15 protein-coding genes and 1 pseudogene are annotated in these 16,346 nt (G+C 67.7%); 1 reads left to right on the top strand and 15 read right to left on the bottom strand.

Annotated features, from left to right (window positions below; all coding sequences use genetic code 11):
- Positions 1-26: 26 nt before the first annotated feature.
- From OXS31_RS10050 to OXS31_RS10040, 3 genes are all read right to left on the bottom strand, one after another.
- A complete protein-coding gene (locus OXS31_RS10050) occupies positions 27-1,319 on the bottom strand; it encodes an FAD-binding oxidoreductase (RefSeq protein ID WP_267398837.1) in 1,293 nt (430 codons plus the stop codon).
- A 26-nt stretch (positions 1,320-1,345) separates the two neighbouring features.
- Positions 1,346-2,017, bottom strand: coding sequence for a haloacid dehalogenase type II (locus tag OXS31_RS10045; RefSeq protein ID WP_027599278.1), 672 nt, complete (start codon positions 2,015-2,017; stop codon positions 1,346-1,348).
- Positions 2,018-2,325: 308 nt separating this feature from the next.
- Positions 2,326-3,801: an aldehyde dehydrogenase family protein gene (locus OXS31_RS10040; protein ID WP_267398836.1), complete on the bottom strand. Its 1,476-nt coding sequence runs from the start codon at positions 3,799-3,801 to the stop codon at positions 2,326-2,328.
- A gap of 183 nt (positions 3,802-3,984) precedes the next feature.
- Here OXS31_RS10040 and OXS31_RS10035 point away from each other — a divergent pair, with 183 nt between their 5' ends.
- Entirely contained in the window at positions 3,985-4,827 is an 843-nt protein-coding gene (locus OXS31_RS10035; protein WP_267398835.1) for a GNAT family N-acetyltransferase, read from the top strand.
- Between the two features lie 161 nt (positions 4,828-4,988).
- On the opposite strand, the gene OXS31_RS10030 is transcribed toward OXS31_RS10035, so the two are convergent.
- From OXS31_RS10030 to hmgA, 12 genes and pseudogenes are all read right to left on the bottom strand, one after another.
- The gene (locus OXS31_RS10030; RefSeq protein WP_267399115.1) at positions 4,989-5,351 is read right to left on the bottom strand and encodes an Lrp/AsnC family transcriptional regulator; all 363 of its coding nucleotides are present in this window, start codon (positions 5,349-5,351) and stop codon (positions 4,989-4,991) included.
- A gap of 3 nt (positions 5,352-5,354) precedes the next feature.
- Positions 5,355-5,504, bottom strand: a pseudogene (locus tag OXS31_RS23430) (AsnC family transcriptional regulator); the annotation flags it as partial.
- Positions 5,505-5,527: 23 nt separating this feature from the next.
- Positions 5,528-6,883 carry an aspartate aminotransferase family protein gene (locus OXS31_RS10020; RefSeq protein ID WP_145247514.1) on the bottom strand — a complete coding sequence of 452 codons (1,356 nt, stop codon included), beginning with the start codon at positions 6,881-6,883 and terminating at the stop codon, positions 5,528-5,530.
- Positions 6,867-7,979 (bottom strand): phosphotransferase, encoded by a 1,113-nt coding sequence (locus OXS31_RS10015; protein WP_267398834.1) that lies wholly within the window; start codon positions 7,977-7,979, stop codon positions 6,867-6,869. Before OXS31_RS10015 ends, OXS31_RS10020 begins: the two co-directional genes overlap by 17 nt.
- Positions 7,976-8,677 carry a haloacid dehalogenase type II gene (locus OXS31_RS10010; protein WP_074583639.1) on the bottom strand — a complete coding sequence of 234 codons (702 nt, stop codon included), beginning with the start codon at positions 8,675-8,677 and terminating at the stop codon, positions 7,976-7,978. The genes OXS31_RS10015 and OXS31_RS10010 overlap by 4 nt, the downstream gene beginning before the upstream one ends.
- Positions 8,678-8,834: 157 nt before the next feature.
- Positions 8,835-9,236, bottom strand: coding sequence for a hypothetical protein (locus OXS31_RS10005; protein WP_027599272.1), 402 nt, complete (start codon positions 9,234-9,236; stop codon positions 8,835-8,837).
- Positions 9,237-9,316: 80 nt separating this feature from the next.
- Entirely contained in the window at positions 9,317-10,453 is a 1,137-nt protein-coding gene (locus tag OXS31_RS10000; RefSeq protein ID WP_267398831.1) for a glycerate kinase, read from the bottom strand.
- Positions 10,454-10,535: 82 nt separating this feature from the next.
- Positions 10,536-11,630: a sugar diacid recognition domain-containing protein gene (locus OXS31_RS09995; RefSeq protein ID WP_267398830.1), complete on the bottom strand. Its 1,095-nt coding sequence runs from the start codon at positions 11,628-11,630 to the stop codon at positions 10,536-10,538.
- A gap of 93 nt (positions 11,631-11,723) precedes the next feature.
- Positions 11,724-12,803, bottom strand: coding sequence for a 4-hydroxyphenylpyruvate dioxygenase (gene hppD / locus OXS31_RS09990; protein WP_267398829.1), 1,080 nt, complete (start codon positions 12,801-12,803; stop codon positions 11,724-11,726).
- 137 nt (positions 12,804-12,940) lie between these two features.
- On the bottom strand, positions 12,941-13,579 hold the full coding sequence (maiA, locus tag OXS31_RS09985; protein WP_267398828.1) for a maleylacetoacetate isomerase: 639 nt from the start codon (positions 13,577-13,579) through the stop codon (positions 12,941-12,943).
- A 121-nt stretch (positions 13,580-13,700) separates the two neighbouring features.
- Entirely contained in the window at positions 13,701-14,999 is a 1,299-nt protein-coding gene (gene fahA / locus OXS31_RS09980; RefSeq protein WP_267398827.1) for a fumarylacetoacetase, read from the bottom strand.
- The gene (hmgA, locus tag OXS31_RS09975) at positions 14,996-16,288 is read right to left on the bottom strand and encodes a homogentisate 1,2-dioxygenase (protein ID WP_267398826.1); all 1,293 of its coding nucleotides are present in this window, start codon (positions 16,286-16,288) and stop codon (positions 14,996-14,998) included. Before hmgA ends, fahA begins: the two co-directional genes overlap by 4 nt.
- Between the last annotated feature and the right edge of the window lie 58 nt (positions 16,289-16,346).

The raw sequence follows: 16,346 nt of genomic DNA, 5'->3' as shown, positions 1-16,346 counted from the left end.
TGGGCGGGCGGTTGCGGGAGCGACGGCTAGTGCAGGCGATCCTGGACCCGGTAATACAGCCCTACCAGCGGCAGAAACCACGGCTTGCCGAAATGCCCAGGAATGGCCGGCCAATCCAGCACCCGCCAGGGATTGGCCTGGCTGCGCCCTTCCAGCACCTCGGCCATCACCCGGCCCATGTGCACCGACATCTGCACCCCGTGGCCGCTGTAGCCCATGGCGTAGAACAGGCCATCCTGCTCGCCGGCGCGGGGCAGGCGGTCGGCGGTCATGTCCACCAGGCCGCCCCAGCAATAGTCGATGGGCGTCTGGGCCAGGCTGGGAAACAGCTGGCCCAGGGCGTTGCGCAGCACGGCGCCGCTCTTGGCGTCCTGGCGCGGATCGGACAGGGCGAAACGCGCCCGCCCGCCAAAGATCAGCCGGTGATCTGGCGTGGTGCGGAAATAGTTGCCGATGATGCGGCTGGTGACATAGGTGCGCCGATTGGGCAGCAGTTCGTCCAGCTGCGCCTTGGGCAGCGGCGCCGTGGCGATGATGAAGCTGCCCACCGAGGCGATGCGGCGGCGAAACCACTGGAAGGGGCCGACGCTGGCGTTGCCCGTGGCCACCAGCACCTGGCGGGCGCGCAACTCGCCCTTGGCGCTGATCACCCGAAAGCTGCCATCGGGCAGGCGCTGCAGATCGCTCACCGCCGCGCCCTCGTATACCTGGGCGCCCCGTCGCACCGCCGCATCGGCCAGCCCTACGCCGAAGCGCCCCATGTGCATCTGGGCACCGTTGTGCTGCAGCAGCCCCCCATGGAAATCATCTGACGCCACCTCGACCCGCACCTGGGCCGCGCTGAGCAATTCGACCTGCGGATCCACCTCCTGGCGGATCAGTTCGCAGGTACGCGCGAGGTTGTCGTAGTGCTGCGGCTTGGCCGCCAGTTTGAGCTTGCCGGCCTTGTGGAAGTCGCAGGCGATGCCTTCTTCGGCGATCACCGCCTCCACGCTGGCCACCGCATCGGCATAGGCCTGGTAGAAGGCCCGGGCCTTTTCGGCGCCCAGGCTGGCGTGCAGGGCCGCGTAGTCCTGGGCGACGCCGGTGTTGCAGTGGCCGCCGTTGCGCCCGGAGGCTTCGCCGATCACCCGACCGGCCTCCAGCACCGCCACGCTGGCACCGCGCCGGCGCAGGGCGACGGCCGCGGAGAGCCCGGTGAAGCCGCCGCCGATGATGGCGACATCCACCTCGCCCGCCACCGGCCCCAGGGTGGCCCCGGTAAAGCCCGGCGCGGTCGCGAGCCAGTAGGAATCGGACGATGCTGGGCCAAGACTCATGGGCGGGCGCTCCGGCAGCTCAGGGGTTATTCGAGACCGACGACCGCGGCCAGGCCGCCGATGTCCTTGATCTCGGTGTTGCGGTAGAACGGCGTGCTCGGCTCATGGCCGCGATTCACGAACACCTTGTTCTTGATGTTCATGTAGTCGGCCGGAATGAGGTCGTAGCGAAAGCTCGACGACACGTGCAGCACGTCTTCCGGGCCGCAGCCGAGGTTGTCCAGCATGTATTCGAAGGCCTGCAGGCGCGGCTTGTAGGCCTGGCCCTGCTCGGCGGTGAAGACCCGGTGGAAGGGCACGCCCAGCTTGTCTACGTTGGACATGATCTGCTCGTCGGCGGCGTTGGAATAGATCACCAGCGGGATCTTATCGGCGATCTTGGCCAGGCCCGCGGTCACGTCCGGATGCGGCCCCCAGCTCGGCACCGCCTCGTAGTAGGCATTGGCCTCGGCGTCGGTGAAGGAGATGCCCCAGCGCTTGCAGGTACGCTCTACCGCCGAGTACAGCACTTCCGAATAGGGTTTCCAGGCGCCCAGCACCTCGTCGAAGCGATAGCCGTTGAAGTCCTTGCAGAACTGGTCCATCGCCTCGGCCGGAATGCGGTCGGCGAACATCTCGCGGGCCATGTCGGACATGCGGAAACGGGTCAGGGTGCCGTAGCAGTCGAAGGTGATGTACTTGGGCCGAAAGGCGGTCATGGCAAGAGTCCTTTGACAGGGGTCGTGAGTGAGAGGCCGGGGCGCCAGTGGCGTCCCTGGCAAGCATTACAGCACCGGCGGGCCTGACAGTTGTCCGCTTTCAGGCGCCGCGGGAGACAGAAAAAACCGTTTTGGCGGTAGGGCCCAGCATTGTTTGCGGCGACCTCAGGCTTTGGCCGAAAAGTGCCTGCGCTCGGCCATGCTGCGTTAAAAATCATCTCGGAATGCTCATTTACCATTCGTAAACTCCGCTTCCTCGCTGATTTTTGCCTTGCCTGACCATCGCTCAGCGACTTTTCGGCCACGCCTCAGGAGTGCTCCAGATCGATCAGTACGCTCTTGCTGCGCAGGGTCGCCTCATAGGCGGCGCGGCCCAGGTCCTTGCCGATGCCGGAGCGCTTGTAGCCGCCGGTGGGAATGATCCAGTCGTGGCTGCGGCCATAGCGATTGACCCAGACGGTACCGGCTTCCAGCGCCCGCGTCAGGCGCAACGCCCGGCCGAGATCGGCGGTGTGCACCCCGGCGGCCAGGCCGTAGGTGGGGTGGTCGGCCAGCGCCAGGGCCTCGGCTTCGTCGTCGAATACCTGCACGGTCAGCACCGGGCCAAAGATCTCTTCGCGCACCGCGGGATTGTCCGCCTCGACCCCGGTGATCAGCGTCGGCTGATAGTAGGCGCCGCCCATGCCCTCCTCCAGGGCACCACCAACCAGGATCTCCGCGCCGGCCGCCCGACTGCGCGAGACGATGTCCTGGATGCGCTGGCCCTGGCGGTGGGAAATGATCGGCGCCAGGGTGGCCTCCGCCGACCAGGTCGGCCCCGGGCGCAAGGCGGCGAAGGCCGCCTGGATGCCCTCCAGCATCGGCTCCAGGGCGGCCCGTTGCACCAGCAGCCGCGACCCCGAAACGCACACCTGGCCGGCGTTGCCGGTGATGGCGGCGGCCACGCTGCGGGCGGTACGGGCCAGATCCGGGGCATCGGCGAACACCAGTTGCGGACTCTTGCCGCCCAGCTCCAGGGTCACCGGCTTGGGCCCGCTCTCGGCGCAGGCGGTCATGATGGCGGTGCCGGTTCCGGTGGAGCCGGTAAAGGTGACCTTGCCGATGCGCGGATGGCGGCACAGGGCGTCGCCGGTGGTCCGACCATCGCCCTGGACCACGCTGAGGATGCCGGCCGGCAGCCCCGCCAGGACGGCCAATTCGGCCAGACGCAGAATGGAGAAAGGCGTCAGTTCCGACGGTTTGATCACCACGGCATTGCCGGCGGCGAGCGCCGGCGCCATCTTCCAGCCGGCCATGCTCAGGGGGAAATTCCAGGGCGCGACGGCGCCCACCACGCCATAGGGCTCGGTGATCTGCAGTCCCAGGTGACTGGTGGCGGTGGCCGCCACGTCGCCGCCGTGCTTGTCGGCGAATTCGGCGAAGAAGCGGATGCCCTCGGCCACATAGGGGATGTCCCAGGCCAGCACCTCGCGCAGCGGACGGGTCGAACCCACCGCTTCCAGCGGGCCGAGGATCTCGCCGTCGGCTTCGACCAGATCGGCCCAGCGGCGCATCACCCGCGCCCGCTCGCGCGGCGGCCGGCTGGCCCAGTCGCTGGCCTTCCAGGCGCGCCAGGTGCCCTCCACCACCTCGTCCACCAGGTCGGCCGAGGCGCACGGCAGACCGCTCTGGAAACCGCCATCGGAAGGCCGGAACACCTCCAGTTCGGCGCGGGCGTCGCAGATGCGCCCCCCGCTGAAATGGGCACAACGAACCGCTATTGCTCTGGGGTCGAACGAGGCCATGGCGCGCTCCGCTAGGGCTGTGGGCTTGGCCCCATGCTAGGCGCGCGGGTCGCCATCTTTTGCCGAACTGGCAGGGGCCTTCGGCGCCGCGCAGTGGCGCGTCCACCCCTCGGCAACCGAATCTGCCGTCGCGGCTTGTTAGGCTGACGCCTGAATCAGCCAGACCCGAATCGGAGCCCTGCCGTGTCCCACGCCACCCTAAGACCCCTGCGCGAAACCGACCTCGCCCCCGCCCACCAGCTGTCCCAGGCGCTGCACTGGCCCCATCGCCCGGAAGACTGGCAGTGCCTGTTCCACACCGGCGAAGGCCTGGTGCTGGAAGACGACCAGGGCGTGTTCGGCACCGGGTTCTGCGTGCCCCAGGGCGACTTCGCCACCATCGGCCTGGTGATCGTCGCCGACAGCCACCAGGGCCAGGGCCATGGCCGCCGCCTCATGGACGGCCTGCTGCAACTGGCCGGCAACCGCACGCCCCTGCTGGTCGCCACCCTGCGCGGCGCCCCGCTCTACCGCAGCCAGGGCTTCGATTCCTATGAGCGCATCTATCAGCACCAGGTGGCGAGTCTGCCGGCCATGGCTGAACGTCAGCCACTGGAAGACCAGATCCGCGAGCTGAGTCCGGCAGCTGCGCCGCAGCTGAAGACCCTGGCCCAGGCGGCTACCGGCCTGGACCGCAGCGCCCTGCTGCAGGAATTGCTGCCCCAGGCCGAGCGCATCGTCGGCTTTGAGCAGGAGGGCCAGTTGCGCGGCTTCGCCCTGCTGCGCCCCTACGGCCGCGGCCTGTCGGTCGGCCCGGTGATCGCCGAATCCACCGAACAGGCCAAGGCGCTGATCCTCGCCCTGCTGCGCCACGCCGAAGGACGCTACGTGAGATTCGACGTGACGGCCCGCAGCGGTCTCAATCCCTGGCTGAGCGAAATCGGCGTTCCCCAGGTCGATGAGGTCGAGCAGATGGCCCGGGGCAAGGCGCCGCTGTCCCGCGATGGCCTGGATCAATTCGCGCTGCTGACTCAGGCGCTGGGCTGAGCGACCGCGGCCTCGCGCGGGCGGTATCCCCGCGGCAGGCGGCGCGGCCGCCTGACCGCTCTGCCGGGCGAAATCGGCGACCATCCCCTTACCCGTCCAGCCACGCAGGCGCCCTCACGACACAGCCGTCCGCACCGTCAGGCCAGGGTTCCAGACGCTGGCTAGCGTCCTTCATCCGCCCAGCTGGGCCGCTCATTGACGAGGGTTTCCAGTGGATAGCCGCCTTGGCGAAGGGGCTGGCGCAGGACGATGCGGCTGGCAAATTTCTCGATACCGATATTGTCCTCCAGCAGTCGATCCATCAGGGCCTGCAACCAGTTGATGCTCGGCACCACGATCTTGAGCAGATAGTCGTAGCCGCCACTCACGTTGTGGCACTCGACGATCTCCTGATACCGGGTGATTCCGTCTTCAAAGGTGCGAAAGTCGGCAGGTCGATGGCTGCTGAGGGTGACCTCGGAAAAGACGATGACATGACTGCCCACCTTCTCCAGGGCGATATCGGCGTGATAGCCGCGGATCACCCCGGTCTCCTGCAGTCGCTTGGTGCGAAGCAGGCAGGGACTTTCGCTCAGCGATATCGCGGAAGAAAGCTCGACATTCGAACAGCGTCCCTCGCGTTGCAGATACACGAGAATCTTGATATCGAACGCATCGAGGGACGCCGGAGGGTGCATGGGTCTGCCTTGAACGGTGAGCGCTAGACGCGGGGAACTGCAGAGTGCGCTTCGGTCAGCGCCGCGTCGAGCGTCTCTATCACCAGGCCGGCCTGTTCCGCGGTGAGCACCAAGGGGGGGCGAATCTTCAGCACGTTGTGGCCCATGGCGCAGCCGCTGAGCAGGACACCCTTGTCGCGCATCAGATTGACCACCCGGGTCGTCAGCGCTCGATCCGGCTCTCGGGTCAGCCGATCGGACACGAGCTCCACGCCGACGAACATGCCTACCCCCCGCACATCGCCGATGGCCGCGTGCCGGTGGGCGAGCGCCGCGATACCCTCCCGCAGGAGCGTGCCCACCTCGGCGGCATGCTGCACCAGGCGTTCCTTCTCGATCGTGTCGAGCACCGCCAAGGCGGCGGCGCAGGACACGTTATTGCCCCCGAAGGTATTGAAATACCGGGAGTTCCTACCAAACTCGGCGAGGACGTCCGCCGTGGCCAGCAGCCCGGCGACCGGTTGTCCGTTGCCCATCGGCTTGCCCAGGGTGACGATATCCGGGATCACACCGTGGCGCTGGAAGCCCCACAGGTGCTCGCCGGTCCTGCCAAAGCCCGGCTGGACTTCGTCGGCGATGAAGATACCACCGGCCCGCTTGATCGCCTCGACCGCGCCCTTCAGCAGACCCGCCGGCTCGGGCAGGATGCCATCGCTGGTAAAGATCGAGTCCACGATCAGCGCCGCCGGCTTGATGCCGTGGCGTTGCAGGTCGCGAATCGCCGCTTCGACGTCGCGGGTGAAGCGCTCAGCGACATCCACCGCGCCGGCATGGTAGGCGCGTGGCGCCGGTACCAGCCGCACGTGGGCGCCGAGGTCCACCGTGGCGCCCAGCGACGGCGAGAACTTCGCGACCGCATCGGTGAAGCCGTGATAGGCGGTCTCGGTGACGATCACGCCCGTGCCCCCCGTGCGCACCTGGGCGATCCGATAGGCGACGTCGTTTGCCTCGCTCCCGGTGCAGGTGAGCATGAGGTGCGCCAGCTCGGTCTCGGGCACGGTGGCGAGCAGGCGCTCGGCCAGTTCGAGAATGGTGTCGTGCAGATAACGGGTATTGGTGGCGAGGGTCTGCACCTGCCGGCAGATCGCCTCGGTCACCGCGGGGTGGCAATGGCCGAGCGAGGCGACATTGTTGTAGGCGTCCAGATAGCGGCGGCCCTCCGGATCGATCAGCCAGGCGCCCTCGCCCCGCACGATATGCAGGGGATGCTCGTACATCAGCCGATAGGCCGGCCCGAGCAGGGCGTCGCGCCGTTCGATCAGGGCCGCCGTCGCGGCGTTCAGTTTGACGCGGCCCGGTATGTAGGCGTTGACCATGTTGAGGTCAGGGGTGCTGTTCATGGCGTGGTCCTGTGCATACGTCGGTAAGTAACAGCTCGCGTGCCTGATCTCGAGACAGATCGGCCAGCAAGGTCAGTGCCTCCCACGAGGCCGCGTTGTGGCGCATGATGTAGTCGTAGTTTTCCGGGTAGCGCCTGGCCCGCCATTCCGAGATCAGCACGGTGATCAGATGACGCGTCGCCATGAGGTCGGCAACGATCTCCTGCTCGCTTTCGTCGAGCGGCAGCGTGGCGTGATAGGCGCCGAGGAATTGCGCGGGGCCCAGGAGTGGATCGGCAGGGCCACTCATGGCAGGGCCACTCCCGGCAAGGCCGCTCATGTGGAAGGCCGCGGCGGTGGCGACCTCGCCCACCAGGGGCGCATGCAGCATGTCGCCGAAGTCTATGACTCCGACGATGCGCTCGTGGTCCTGGGGCGCGGCCAGCACGTTGTAGAGGTGGTAGTCGTTGTGGATGACCTGGGCCCTCAGATGTGGCAACAGCGGCAGCACGTGCCGGTTGAAACGCGCCATGAACGTCCTGACCAGGGCGCGGCGCGGGCCTTCTTCGATGCTATCGACCTTGGCCGCCAGGCGATGGGCTGTGGCAACGTTCCACAGCAGATCGTGGGTCGCGGACGGGTGCTCGAAGTCGCGCAAGGCGAGGTTCAATTCGGCCAGGAAGGTGCCCATCGCTCGGCGCTGGGTAGCGGTACGGCGGGTATCGCGGACCTGCACACCGTCGAGATAGGTCAGCATCCGCACAGAGGTCGCCGATCCGTCCGGGAGCACCAGGGTAGCGTGCGTCTGCCCTCCCAGCGTCCGCACCACCCGAGGTACCGGAAGGCTGGGCGCCACGCAGCAAATATGGTCGAGCGCGGCGATCTGAAAATCCACCACCGCCAGGGATTCGGACGGATTGCTGATCTTGACCACGTAGCGCTCGCCCGCCGCCGTCTCCACACGGCAATTCTGATCCCGCTCACCCAACAGCAGGTCGACCCGGCCATCGATACCGTAGAGACGCCGAACGAGCTGCTGCACCTCGTCCGGCGCGAGGGTCGGTGGTGGCGTCTCCATGGTCGCCGAGACGCCTGGCTGTGCGGTGGCGACCATCATCCCTGCCTCGGCGAGGCGGTCTCGGCGAGGCCTGGCAGACCGAGCAGCCCCGGAAGTTGGCGGATATCGGTCAGGCGCTCGACGCCATAGCCGTCGCAGGCCGGCTCATGCCCGCGGTCGATGAAGGCCCTGGCCATGAAGCCCAGATCCGCAGCCGTCATCAGGTCGTAACGGAAGCTCGAAGAGACATGCATCATGTCCTGCGGCCCGCAGCCCAGCTGCTCGAACATGTACTCGAATACCTGCGCCCTCGGCTTGTAGGCGCGCGCCTCTTCCGCCGTGTAGACCGCGTGAAAATCCGCCTGCAGGTGGGCGACGCTGGCGGGAATCAGATCGACCATGGAGTTCGACAGGATCACCAGCGGTACCTGCGGGGCGATGGCCTTGAGCGTCTCGACGACATGCGGATGCGGCTGCCAGGTGGGCACGGCCTGGTACAGAGCCAGCGCATCGGTCGCGCGATAGTCCACGCCGTGCTTGGCGCAGGCGCGCTGAATGGCGTTTTCCACTACCTCGAAAAAGGGCTTCCAATCGCCCAGGACTTCATCGAGGCGATAGAAACGAAAACTGTCGAGGAAGGCTGGCATCCGCTCGCTCGGCACACGATCCGCGAACAGCCGCTTCGCGGTGGGTCCCATTTCGAAGTTGATGAGCGTGCCATAGCAGTCGAAGCTGATGAATTTCGGCTTGTACGTCATGTGTCGCGAACTCCAGCGCCTGGGTGAGGGGTGATGCCTCAAGCTTAGGGAGTTCGCGCCCGCTGGGATGCTCTACAGCAGGGATGATCAGGCAGATTCCTGCGCAAATCGGCGCCTGCTGGCAGGATCTGCGGGGCGCTTTCCGACGACTCGCCGGTCAACGCCACTCGCATCCCGCTACGCGGTTGCAACTAGTACGGGCGCGGTCGCCCTGGGACGTGGAGAAGCGACTGATGACGTTCCAGCCCAGCTGCCGGGTGCGGCCCAGCCAGAGATTGCCGTCGCTGGTCAGGCCGCTGAAGAACTGCAGCCGCCCCAGGCGGGTGCTGGTCTGCGCCCATGACAGACCCGAAACCGGATCGTAACCCCGCATCAGGGTGTCGTTGCCCTGGACCGCCACCCCGTACCAACCCCCCTGCCCGTCCTGGCAACGCAACACGAAGGCGCTGCGCACGCAGGTGTTGGCCGGTTTGAGACTGGGAATGGCCGCCTGGACGGCAGGCACCAGCAGCAGAGCCGCGGCCAGCAGGCCGGTACGCAGGAGCGCAGACGAGGTCATGGCGGTAATCGGTCGGGAGCGGGACGCCCAGCATGAGGTAAATCCCGCAGCCCGACCAGCCACCTCCTATCCGTCTGGGGCTAGTCTTTCGCCGCCTGCCACAGCCGACCGATATCGCGAGCGGTGCGTTCCAGCAGCCCCTCGGCCTGGGCCAGGGCCTCTTCCAGGCTGAGCGGGCCCGGTACCAGACTGAAGGCAGCGGCGAGGCCCTGTTGATAGAGGGCGTCGTAGCCTTCGCCCAGCGAGCCGGCCACGGCCACCACCGGCACGCCGTGGCGCTGGGCCAGGCGCAGGACGCCCGCCGGGGTCTTGCCCCTCAGGGTCTGGCCGTCCAGCCGCCCTTCCCCGGTCACTGCCAGATCGGCGCCCTGCAGGGCTTCTTCCAGACCTACCAGTTCCGCGACCACCTCGATGCCGGGGCGAAAGGTGGCCTGGAGAAAAGCCAGGGCGGCAAAGCCGACCCCACCGGCGGCGCCGGCACCCGGCTGCTCGCTGACATCACGGCCCAGGGTCGCCGCGGTGACCGTGGCGAAATGCGCCAGGGCCGCGTCCAGCTCCCGCACCTGCTCGGGGGAGGCGCCCTTCTGCGGCCCGAAGATCTGGCTGGCTCCCTGGGGACCACAGAGCGGATTGTCGACGTCGGCGGCGATGACCACCTCCACCGCCGCCAGGCGCGGATGCAGGTCCGTCAGGTCCAGGCTGGCCAGGGAGGCCAGCGCCGCACCGCCCGGTGCCAGCGCTTGGCCCTGCCCGTCCAGCAGCCGGACGCCCAGGGCCTGGAGCACGCCCGCGCCGCCGTCGTTGGTGGCGCTGCCGCCGATGGCCAGCACCAGGCGCTCGGCGCCGGCATCCAGGGCGGCGCGCAGGAGCTCGCCGGTCCCGTGGGAGGTGGCGACCCGCACGTCGCGGCGGGCCCTGGGTACCAGTTCCAGACCGCTGGCGCTGGCCATCTCGACGAAGGCGGTGCGCTGCTCGGCCAGCCAGCCCCAGCGGGCGGTCACGAGTTCGCCCAGGGGAGCGGTCACCCGCGCCTCGCGCACCTCGCCGCCCGTCGCGGCGAGTACGGCATCCAGGGTGCCTTCGCCGCCGTCCCCCAGGGGGCACTCGATGACCTCAGCCTCGGGTAGGGCCTGGCGCAGGCCGCGGGCCAGGGCGCTGGCGACACCGGCGGCGGACAGGCTTTCCTTGAAGGAATCGGGAGCGATGACGATTTTCATGGGGCGATTCTCCGTTGTTATGCGCCGAGTGTTTCCTGGATCGGGCACGGCAGCAACAGGACAGACGCCCAGTCTCGACAGGTCAGGACTGTGAATTCGCCCAGCCCTGATCCCATAGCAGCAAGGCGCAATACAGTTCGGCGGCGTCGGCGAAACGGCGTGGATCCCGTCCGGTCAGCGCCTGGATCCGCTCCAGTCGATGCCGCAGCCCATTGCGATGCAGCCCCAGCGCCTCGGCGCAGGCCTGGGGGCTGGCGTCCTGGGCGAACCAGCTGCGCAGCGTCGCCAGCAGCTGGCCGTCGCGATCGGCGCGGCGCAGTCTTGCCAGCGGTTCCAGCAGCCAGGCGCCGCGCGCGCACTCGGCCTGGCCCTGCAGCCAGGTCGGCAGGGCCAGATCGTCCAGCGTCACCCGGATGAGCTCAGGCCGCAGGCGCCGGGTTACTGCCAGCAGGTCCAGCGCCCGCCGGGTCGTCTCGGCCAGCCCCGTCCAGGGTCGCGGCTCGGGGATCCAGGCGCTGCGCTGCAACGACCAGCCCTGCCCCGCCAGTTCCTCCAGCAGCGCCTCGGGCGCTTGCGCGCCGGGTCGATACCACAGCCATTGCCGCTCTTCATGGGGCAGGCACCAGCTATGGACGCTGCGCTGCTGCGCCCAGTCGCCAAAACCCGGCGCCGGCACGGCGAACTCCAGCAGCAGCACGTCCCGCGGCAGGACCGGCTTCAGCCCGAGCAGCGTGGCATGGCGCCCCAGTTCGGGTGCGGCGCCGGGCGCGAGCAGCTGCCGCAGCAGCGGCGTGGTCATGCGCGCGGTCGCGGGCGGCTGCCCTGCCGCCTGCTCGATCAGCATTTCCGCGGTCAGGCGCAGGAGTTCGGCAGGTAGGCGCAACTGCTCGGCGTCCTCCCCGGACACGCCAAGCACGCCGACCAGTTCGCCCTGGTGATACAGCGGCAGATTGATACCGGCCTGGGCCCCCGCCAATTCCAAGGCAGCGCTGGCATCCAATGCCACCGCGCGGCCTTCGGCGATGACCTGCCGCGCCCCGGCATGGTGGCTGAACAGCCGCGCCGGATCGCCCGAGCCGATGATCAGCCCGGACGCATCCATGACATTGACGTTGCCGGGCAGGATGCGCATGGCGCGTTCGACGATTTCCTGCGCCAGGGTCTGGCTCAGCTCCATGGCCACCTCGGAGGTTGAAGGACGCCGGCATGGCGCGCCGTCACCTTAGAGGCGCCTCCACCGCTGGGCAAGCCGGTGGAGCTACGGGAGGGGCTACTCCGAGGTGCTCAGCACGCCACGGCGCACCTGGTCGCGCTCGATGGATTCGAACAGGGCCTTGAAGTTGCCCTCGCCAAAGCCGGTATCGCCCTTGCGCTGGATGAATTCGAAGAATACCGGCCCCAGCAGGGTCTGAGAGAAGATCTGCAGCAGCAGGCGACGCTCCCCACCTTCGGAGGTACCGTCGAGCAGGATGCCGCGGGCTTTCAGCTCTTCCACCGGTTCGCCATGGTTGGGCACCCGGCCTTCGAGCATCTCGTAGTAGGTCTCCGGCGGCGCGGTCATGAAGCGGGTACCAGAGGCCTTGAGCCGATCCCAGGTGGCCACCAGGTCATCGGTGAGAAAGGCCACGTGCTGGATGCCCTCGCCGTTGAACTGCATGAGGAATTCCTCGATCTGCCCGGCCCCCTTGGAGGATTCCTCATTGAGCGGGATACGCACCAGGCCGTCCGGTGCGGTCATGGCCTTGGATGTCAGCCCGGTGTACTCGCCCTTGATGTCGAAGTAGCGCAACTCGCGGAAATTGAACAGTCGCTCGTAGAAGTCGGCCCAGTAGGCCATGCGCCCGCGATAGACGTTGTGGGTCAGGTGGTCGATGACCTTGAGGCCGGCCCCCACCGGCTTGCGCTCGACTCCCTCCAGGAACACGAAGTCGATGTCGTAGATGGAGCTACCCTCCTCGTAGCGATCGATGAGGTACAGCGGCGCGCCGCCGATACCCTTGATCGCTGGCAGGCGCAATTCCATCGGCCCGGTGGGCATGTCCACCGCCTGGGCGCCCAGCTCCAGCGCCTTGGCATAGGCGCGGTGGGAGTCGCGGCAGCGAAAGGCCATGCCGCAGACCGAGGGGCCGTGTTCGGCGGCGAAATAGGCGGCGTGGCCGGTCCTTTCGCGATTGACGATGGCGTTGATGTCGCCCTGGCGAAACAGCACCACGTCCTTGGAACGGTGGTTGGCGACGTGAGTGAAGCCGAGGCTTTCCAGCACGGGTTCGATGACGTTGGGCGTGGGCGAGGCGAATTCGATGAACTCGAAACCCATGAGGCCCATGGGATTTTCAAACAGATCGGCCATGATTGGCTCCTTGACGGGTGACGTGACGGACGTTGCCGATAACGCGGGCTAGCAATCCGTCAAGGGCGGCGCGCAGGAAATGCCACGCACGCTGCGCGCCAGGAAATCACCCAGGATGAGCTGACAGCCGAGCAGCTTCATGAAGCCACCCGCACCGGGGCATCGGACTGCGCCTCGGGGTGTGCCTGCTGGAAGGCCGGATGCGCGCCGGCCAGGGCCTCCACCCGCTGGACGCGTGGACAGGACGCCAGGTCCACCTGGAAACGCCGCGCCGCATAGAGTTGGGGCAGCAGATAGACATCCGCCAGCCCCACCTCACCGAAACAGAAGCCACTGGAGCCGATCTGCGCCTCCACTGCCGCCAGGCCCTCGCCGATCCAGTGCGAGATCCAGTCGAGCACGGCCGGCTCTTCCAGGCCCAAGCCGCGCAGGCGGTTGAGCACCGAGACGTTGTGCAGCGGATGGACATCGCAGGCGATCAGGGCGGCGACACCCCGATGGCGGGCGCGCAGCAGCGGATCGGTCGGCAGCAAGGGCACGGCCGGATAGCGCTCTTCCAGGTATTCGAGGATGGCGGGCGACTGGATCAGCACCTCGCCGCTGTCGAGGCGCAGGCTGGGCAGCCGCCCCTGGGCATTGAGCGCCCGGTAGGCCGGCTGGTGCTGCTCGCCGGACAGCAGATTGACCGGTACGGCTCGGTAGTCCAACCCCTTCAGCGCCAGGGCCAGGCGGACCCGATAGGACGAGGTGGAACGGTAATAGGTGAAGAGGTCCATCGAAACTGCCCCGCGCTTGCCTGTCGGCTTCTTATTATGCGTAAGCTGATTACGTTACGTGGAATCTGCGCCGGCCCGGACGGCTTGTCAATGCCGCCCGGGCCGGCCTATACCCGCTCGCCTAGTCGGCCGCCACTACCCGACCGCGACATTCGCCGAAGCCGATCGTGGGCAGTCCGGGCCGCTGGCAGCGGGCCCGGAGGATGACCTCATCACCGTCCTCCAGAAAGGTACGGGTCTCGCCGCCTGGCAGCTGCAGCGGCTGCTTGCCGCCCTGGGTGAGCTCCAGCAGGCTGCCGCAGCTGTCGGCGTCCGGCCCGGACAGGGTGCCCGAACCAAAGAAGTCGCCGGGCTGCAGGGCGCAGCCATTGACGGTGTGATGGGCCACCATCTGCGCCACCGTCCAGTACATGTTCAGGGTGTTGCTCAGGGCGATCCGCTGGGCGGGGTGCCCCTGCTCCGCCATGCGCGGCGTGCGCAGCAGCACTTCCAGCTCGACGTCCAGGGCCCCCTGGGCCTGGTCATGCTCGTCGTATAGATAGGGCAAGGGCTGGGGATCCCCGGCGGGTCGTGCCGGCTGCGCCTGGCGATAAGGGGCCAGGGCTTCCGCGGTGACGACCCACGGCGACAGGGTGCTGGCGAAACTCTTCGACAGGAAGGGCCCCAGGGGCTGGTATTCCCAGGCCTGGATATCCCGCGCCGACCAGTCGTTGAGCAGGCAGAAGCCGGCGATATGCTCGGCGGCGTCACCGATGGCGATGGACTCGCCCTGGGCGTTGCCCGGACCGATCCAGATGCCCAGCTCCAGTTCGTAGTCCAGCCGCCGACAGGGGCCGAAGACCGGGGCGTCCTGTCCGGGCGGCAGCGTCTGGCCCTTGGGTCGCCGGAACGCCTCGCCGGATACCCCAAGGGTCGAGGCGCGGCCGTGGTAGGCGATGGGCACGTGCTTGTAGTTGGGCAGCAGCGGATTGTCCGGACGGAACAGCCGGCCGATCTGGGTGGCGTGGTGGATGCCGACATAGAAGTCGGTGTAGTCGCCGACCCGCGCGGGCAGGTGCATCCGGCAGGCGCTCTGGGGCACCAGCAGATGTTCGCCCAGCTCTTCGAGGTGCTCGCGTTGCGGATGGTCGGCGCGCAGCAGCACCTGCACGGCCTGGCGCAAGGCGACCCGCGCCGGCCGGCCGGCGGCGAAGAAGGCATTGAGCGTCTCCCGGGCGGCCCGTTCGGCGGCCCGCTGGGCCTCGCCACGGAACAGCCCGGCTTCGAGGGCGAAGCCCAGGTCGAGGATGAAGTCACCCACCGCCACGCCGCCGCGGGGCGTCTCCTCGCCGCGACTGAACACGCCCAGCGGCAGGTTGTGCAGGGAAAAATCCGCATGGCCGTTGGCCGAGGCCACCCAGCTGGGCGATTCGTGGGTCATGCCGATTCTCCCGCGCCGGGCGCGACAAAGGTCTTGGTGAGGCCTGCCCAGCAGGCGTCGTAGTCGGGCTGCAGCAGCGGCGAGGCCAGGGCGTGATGGGTCGGCCGCAGGACACGGCCGGTTTCGAACATGAAGGCCATGGTGTTCTCGATCCTGTGCGGCCGCAGATCGGCGGCTATGGCGTTCCGGGTGGACACCTCGTCCGGGCCATGGGCGCTCATGCAGCTGTGCAGGGAGGCGCCGCCCGGCGCGAAGCCATCGGCCTTGGCGTCGTAGGCGCCCTGGATCAGGCCCATGAATTCGTTCATCAGGTTGCGATGGAACCAGGGCGGCCTGAAGGTGTTCTCCGCGACCATCCAGCGTGGCGGAAAGATCACGAAGTCGATATTGGCCACCCCCTCGCTGGCGCCCGGCGCCGTCAGCACGGTGAAGATCGAAGGATCGGGATGATCGAAACTCACCGTACCCAGGGTATTGAAGTGGCGCAGGTCGTATTTGTAGGGCACGTTGTTGCCATGCCAGGCGACCACGTCCAGCGGCGAGTGATCCAGCTCGGTCTCCCAGAGTTCGCCGAGGAATTTCTGCACCAGGCGAGTGGATCTCTCCAGATCCTCGAAGCGGGCCACGGGTGCCTGGAAATCCCGCGGATTGGCCAGACCGTTGCTGCCGATCGGGCCCAGCTCGGGCAGCCGCAGGGATCGCCCGTGGTTTTCGCAGACATAACCCCGTATCGGTTCGCCCGCCGCTACCTCGACGCGGAATTTCAGGCCGCGTGGAATCACCGCGATCTCCAGCGGTTCGAGGCGCAGCAGGCCCAACTCGGTCACCAGCTCCAGGCGTCCCTGCTCAGGCACGATCAGCAATTCCCCGTCGGCGTCGTAGAAGACGCCGGTCATGCTGGCATTGGCGGCATAGCGATAGAGGCTGACGCCTTCGGCCTGATCGGCTGCGGCGGTGGCGACGATCCGCTCCAGGCCGGCGAGAAAATCGGTGGCGACTGCCGGGATCGGCAAGGGATTCCAGCGCAGGCGATTGGGCGTGGGGGCGCCCAGTTCCGCGCCGGTCAACTGGACGGTGCGGCGCTGAAAGCGGCCATGGGCGGCCGACGGCCGGAGCCGATACAGCCAGGAGCGTCGGGCCTCGTGGCGCGGCACGGTAAAGGCCGTGCCGGAAAGTTGCTCGGCATAGAGGCCGAAGGGTGCGCGTTGCGGCGAGTTCTGCCCGATGGGCAGGGCACCCGGCAGCGCCTCGGAGCTGAAGTGATTGCCAAAGCCGGACTGGTAGCTCACTGGCGGTGCTACTTGTTCTTGTTGGTTCAACGGGGCCACCCATTATGCGTAACAGGTT

The organism is Pseudomonas sp. GM_Psu_1 (genome assembly GCF_026544185.1).
In the GTDB taxonomy this organism is placed as follows: Bacteria; Pseudomonadota; Gammaproteobacteria; order Pseudomonadales; family Pseudomonadaceae; genus Chryseomonas; species Chryseomonas oryzihabitans.
Note: the sequence above shows the minus strand (reverse complement) of the source record. Positions and strands in the feature narration are given on the sequence as shown.

What these genes read in the sequence shown, in the direction of transcription:
- OXS31_RS10020 (WP_145247514.1), bottom strand. Translation starts at nt 6,883, where the DNA reads ATGAACAGCACCCCTGACCTCAACATGGTCAACGCCTACATACCGGGC.
- OXS31_RS10010 (WP_074583639.1), bottom strand. Translation starts at nt 8,677, where the DNA reads ATGACGTACAAGCCGAAATTCATCAGCTTCGACTGCTATGGCACGCTC.
- OXS31_RS10000 (WP_267398831.1), bottom strand. Translation starts at nt 10,453, where the DNA reads ATGAAAATCGTCATCGCTCCCGATTCCTTCAAGGAAAGCCTGTCCGCC.
- OXS31_RS10050 (WP_267398837.1), bottom strand. Translation starts at nt 1,319, where the DNA reads ATGAGTCTTGGCCCAGCATCGTCCGATTCCTACTGGCTCGCGACCGCG.
- OXS31_RS10040 (WP_267398836.1), bottom strand. Translation starts at nt 3,801, where the DNA reads ATGGCCTCGTTCGACCCCAGAGCAATAGCGGTTCGTTGTGCCCATTTC.
- OXS31_RS09995 (WP_267398830.1), bottom strand. Translation starts at nt 11,630, where the DNA reads ATGGAGCTGAGCCAGACCCTGGCGCAGGAAATCGTCGAACGCGCCATG.
- maiA (WP_267398828.1), bottom strand. Translation starts at nt 13,579, where the DNA reads ATGGACCTCTTCACCTATTACCGTTCCACCTCGTCCTATCGGGTCCGC.
- fahA (WP_267398827.1), bottom strand. Translation starts at nt 14,999, where the DNA reads ATGACCCACGAATCGCCCAGCTGGGTGGCCTCGGCCAACGGCCATGCG.
- OXS31_RS10015 (WP_267398834.1), bottom strand. Translation starts at nt 7,979, where the DNA reads ATGATGGTCGCCACCGCACAGCCAGGCGTCTCGGCGACCATGGAGACG.
- OXS31_RS10045 (WP_027599278.1), bottom strand. Translation starts at nt 2,017, where the DNA reads ATGACCGCCTTTCGGCCCAAGTACATCACCTTCGACTGCTACGGCACC.
- OXS31_RS10005 (WP_027599272.1), bottom strand. Translation starts at nt 9,236, where the DNA reads ATGACCTCGTCTGCGCTCCTGCGTACCGGCCTGCTGGCCGCGGCTCTG.
- hppD (WP_267398829.1), bottom strand. Translation starts at nt 12,803, where the DNA reads ATGGCCGATCTGTTTGAAAATCCCATGGGCCTCATGGGTTTCGAGTTC.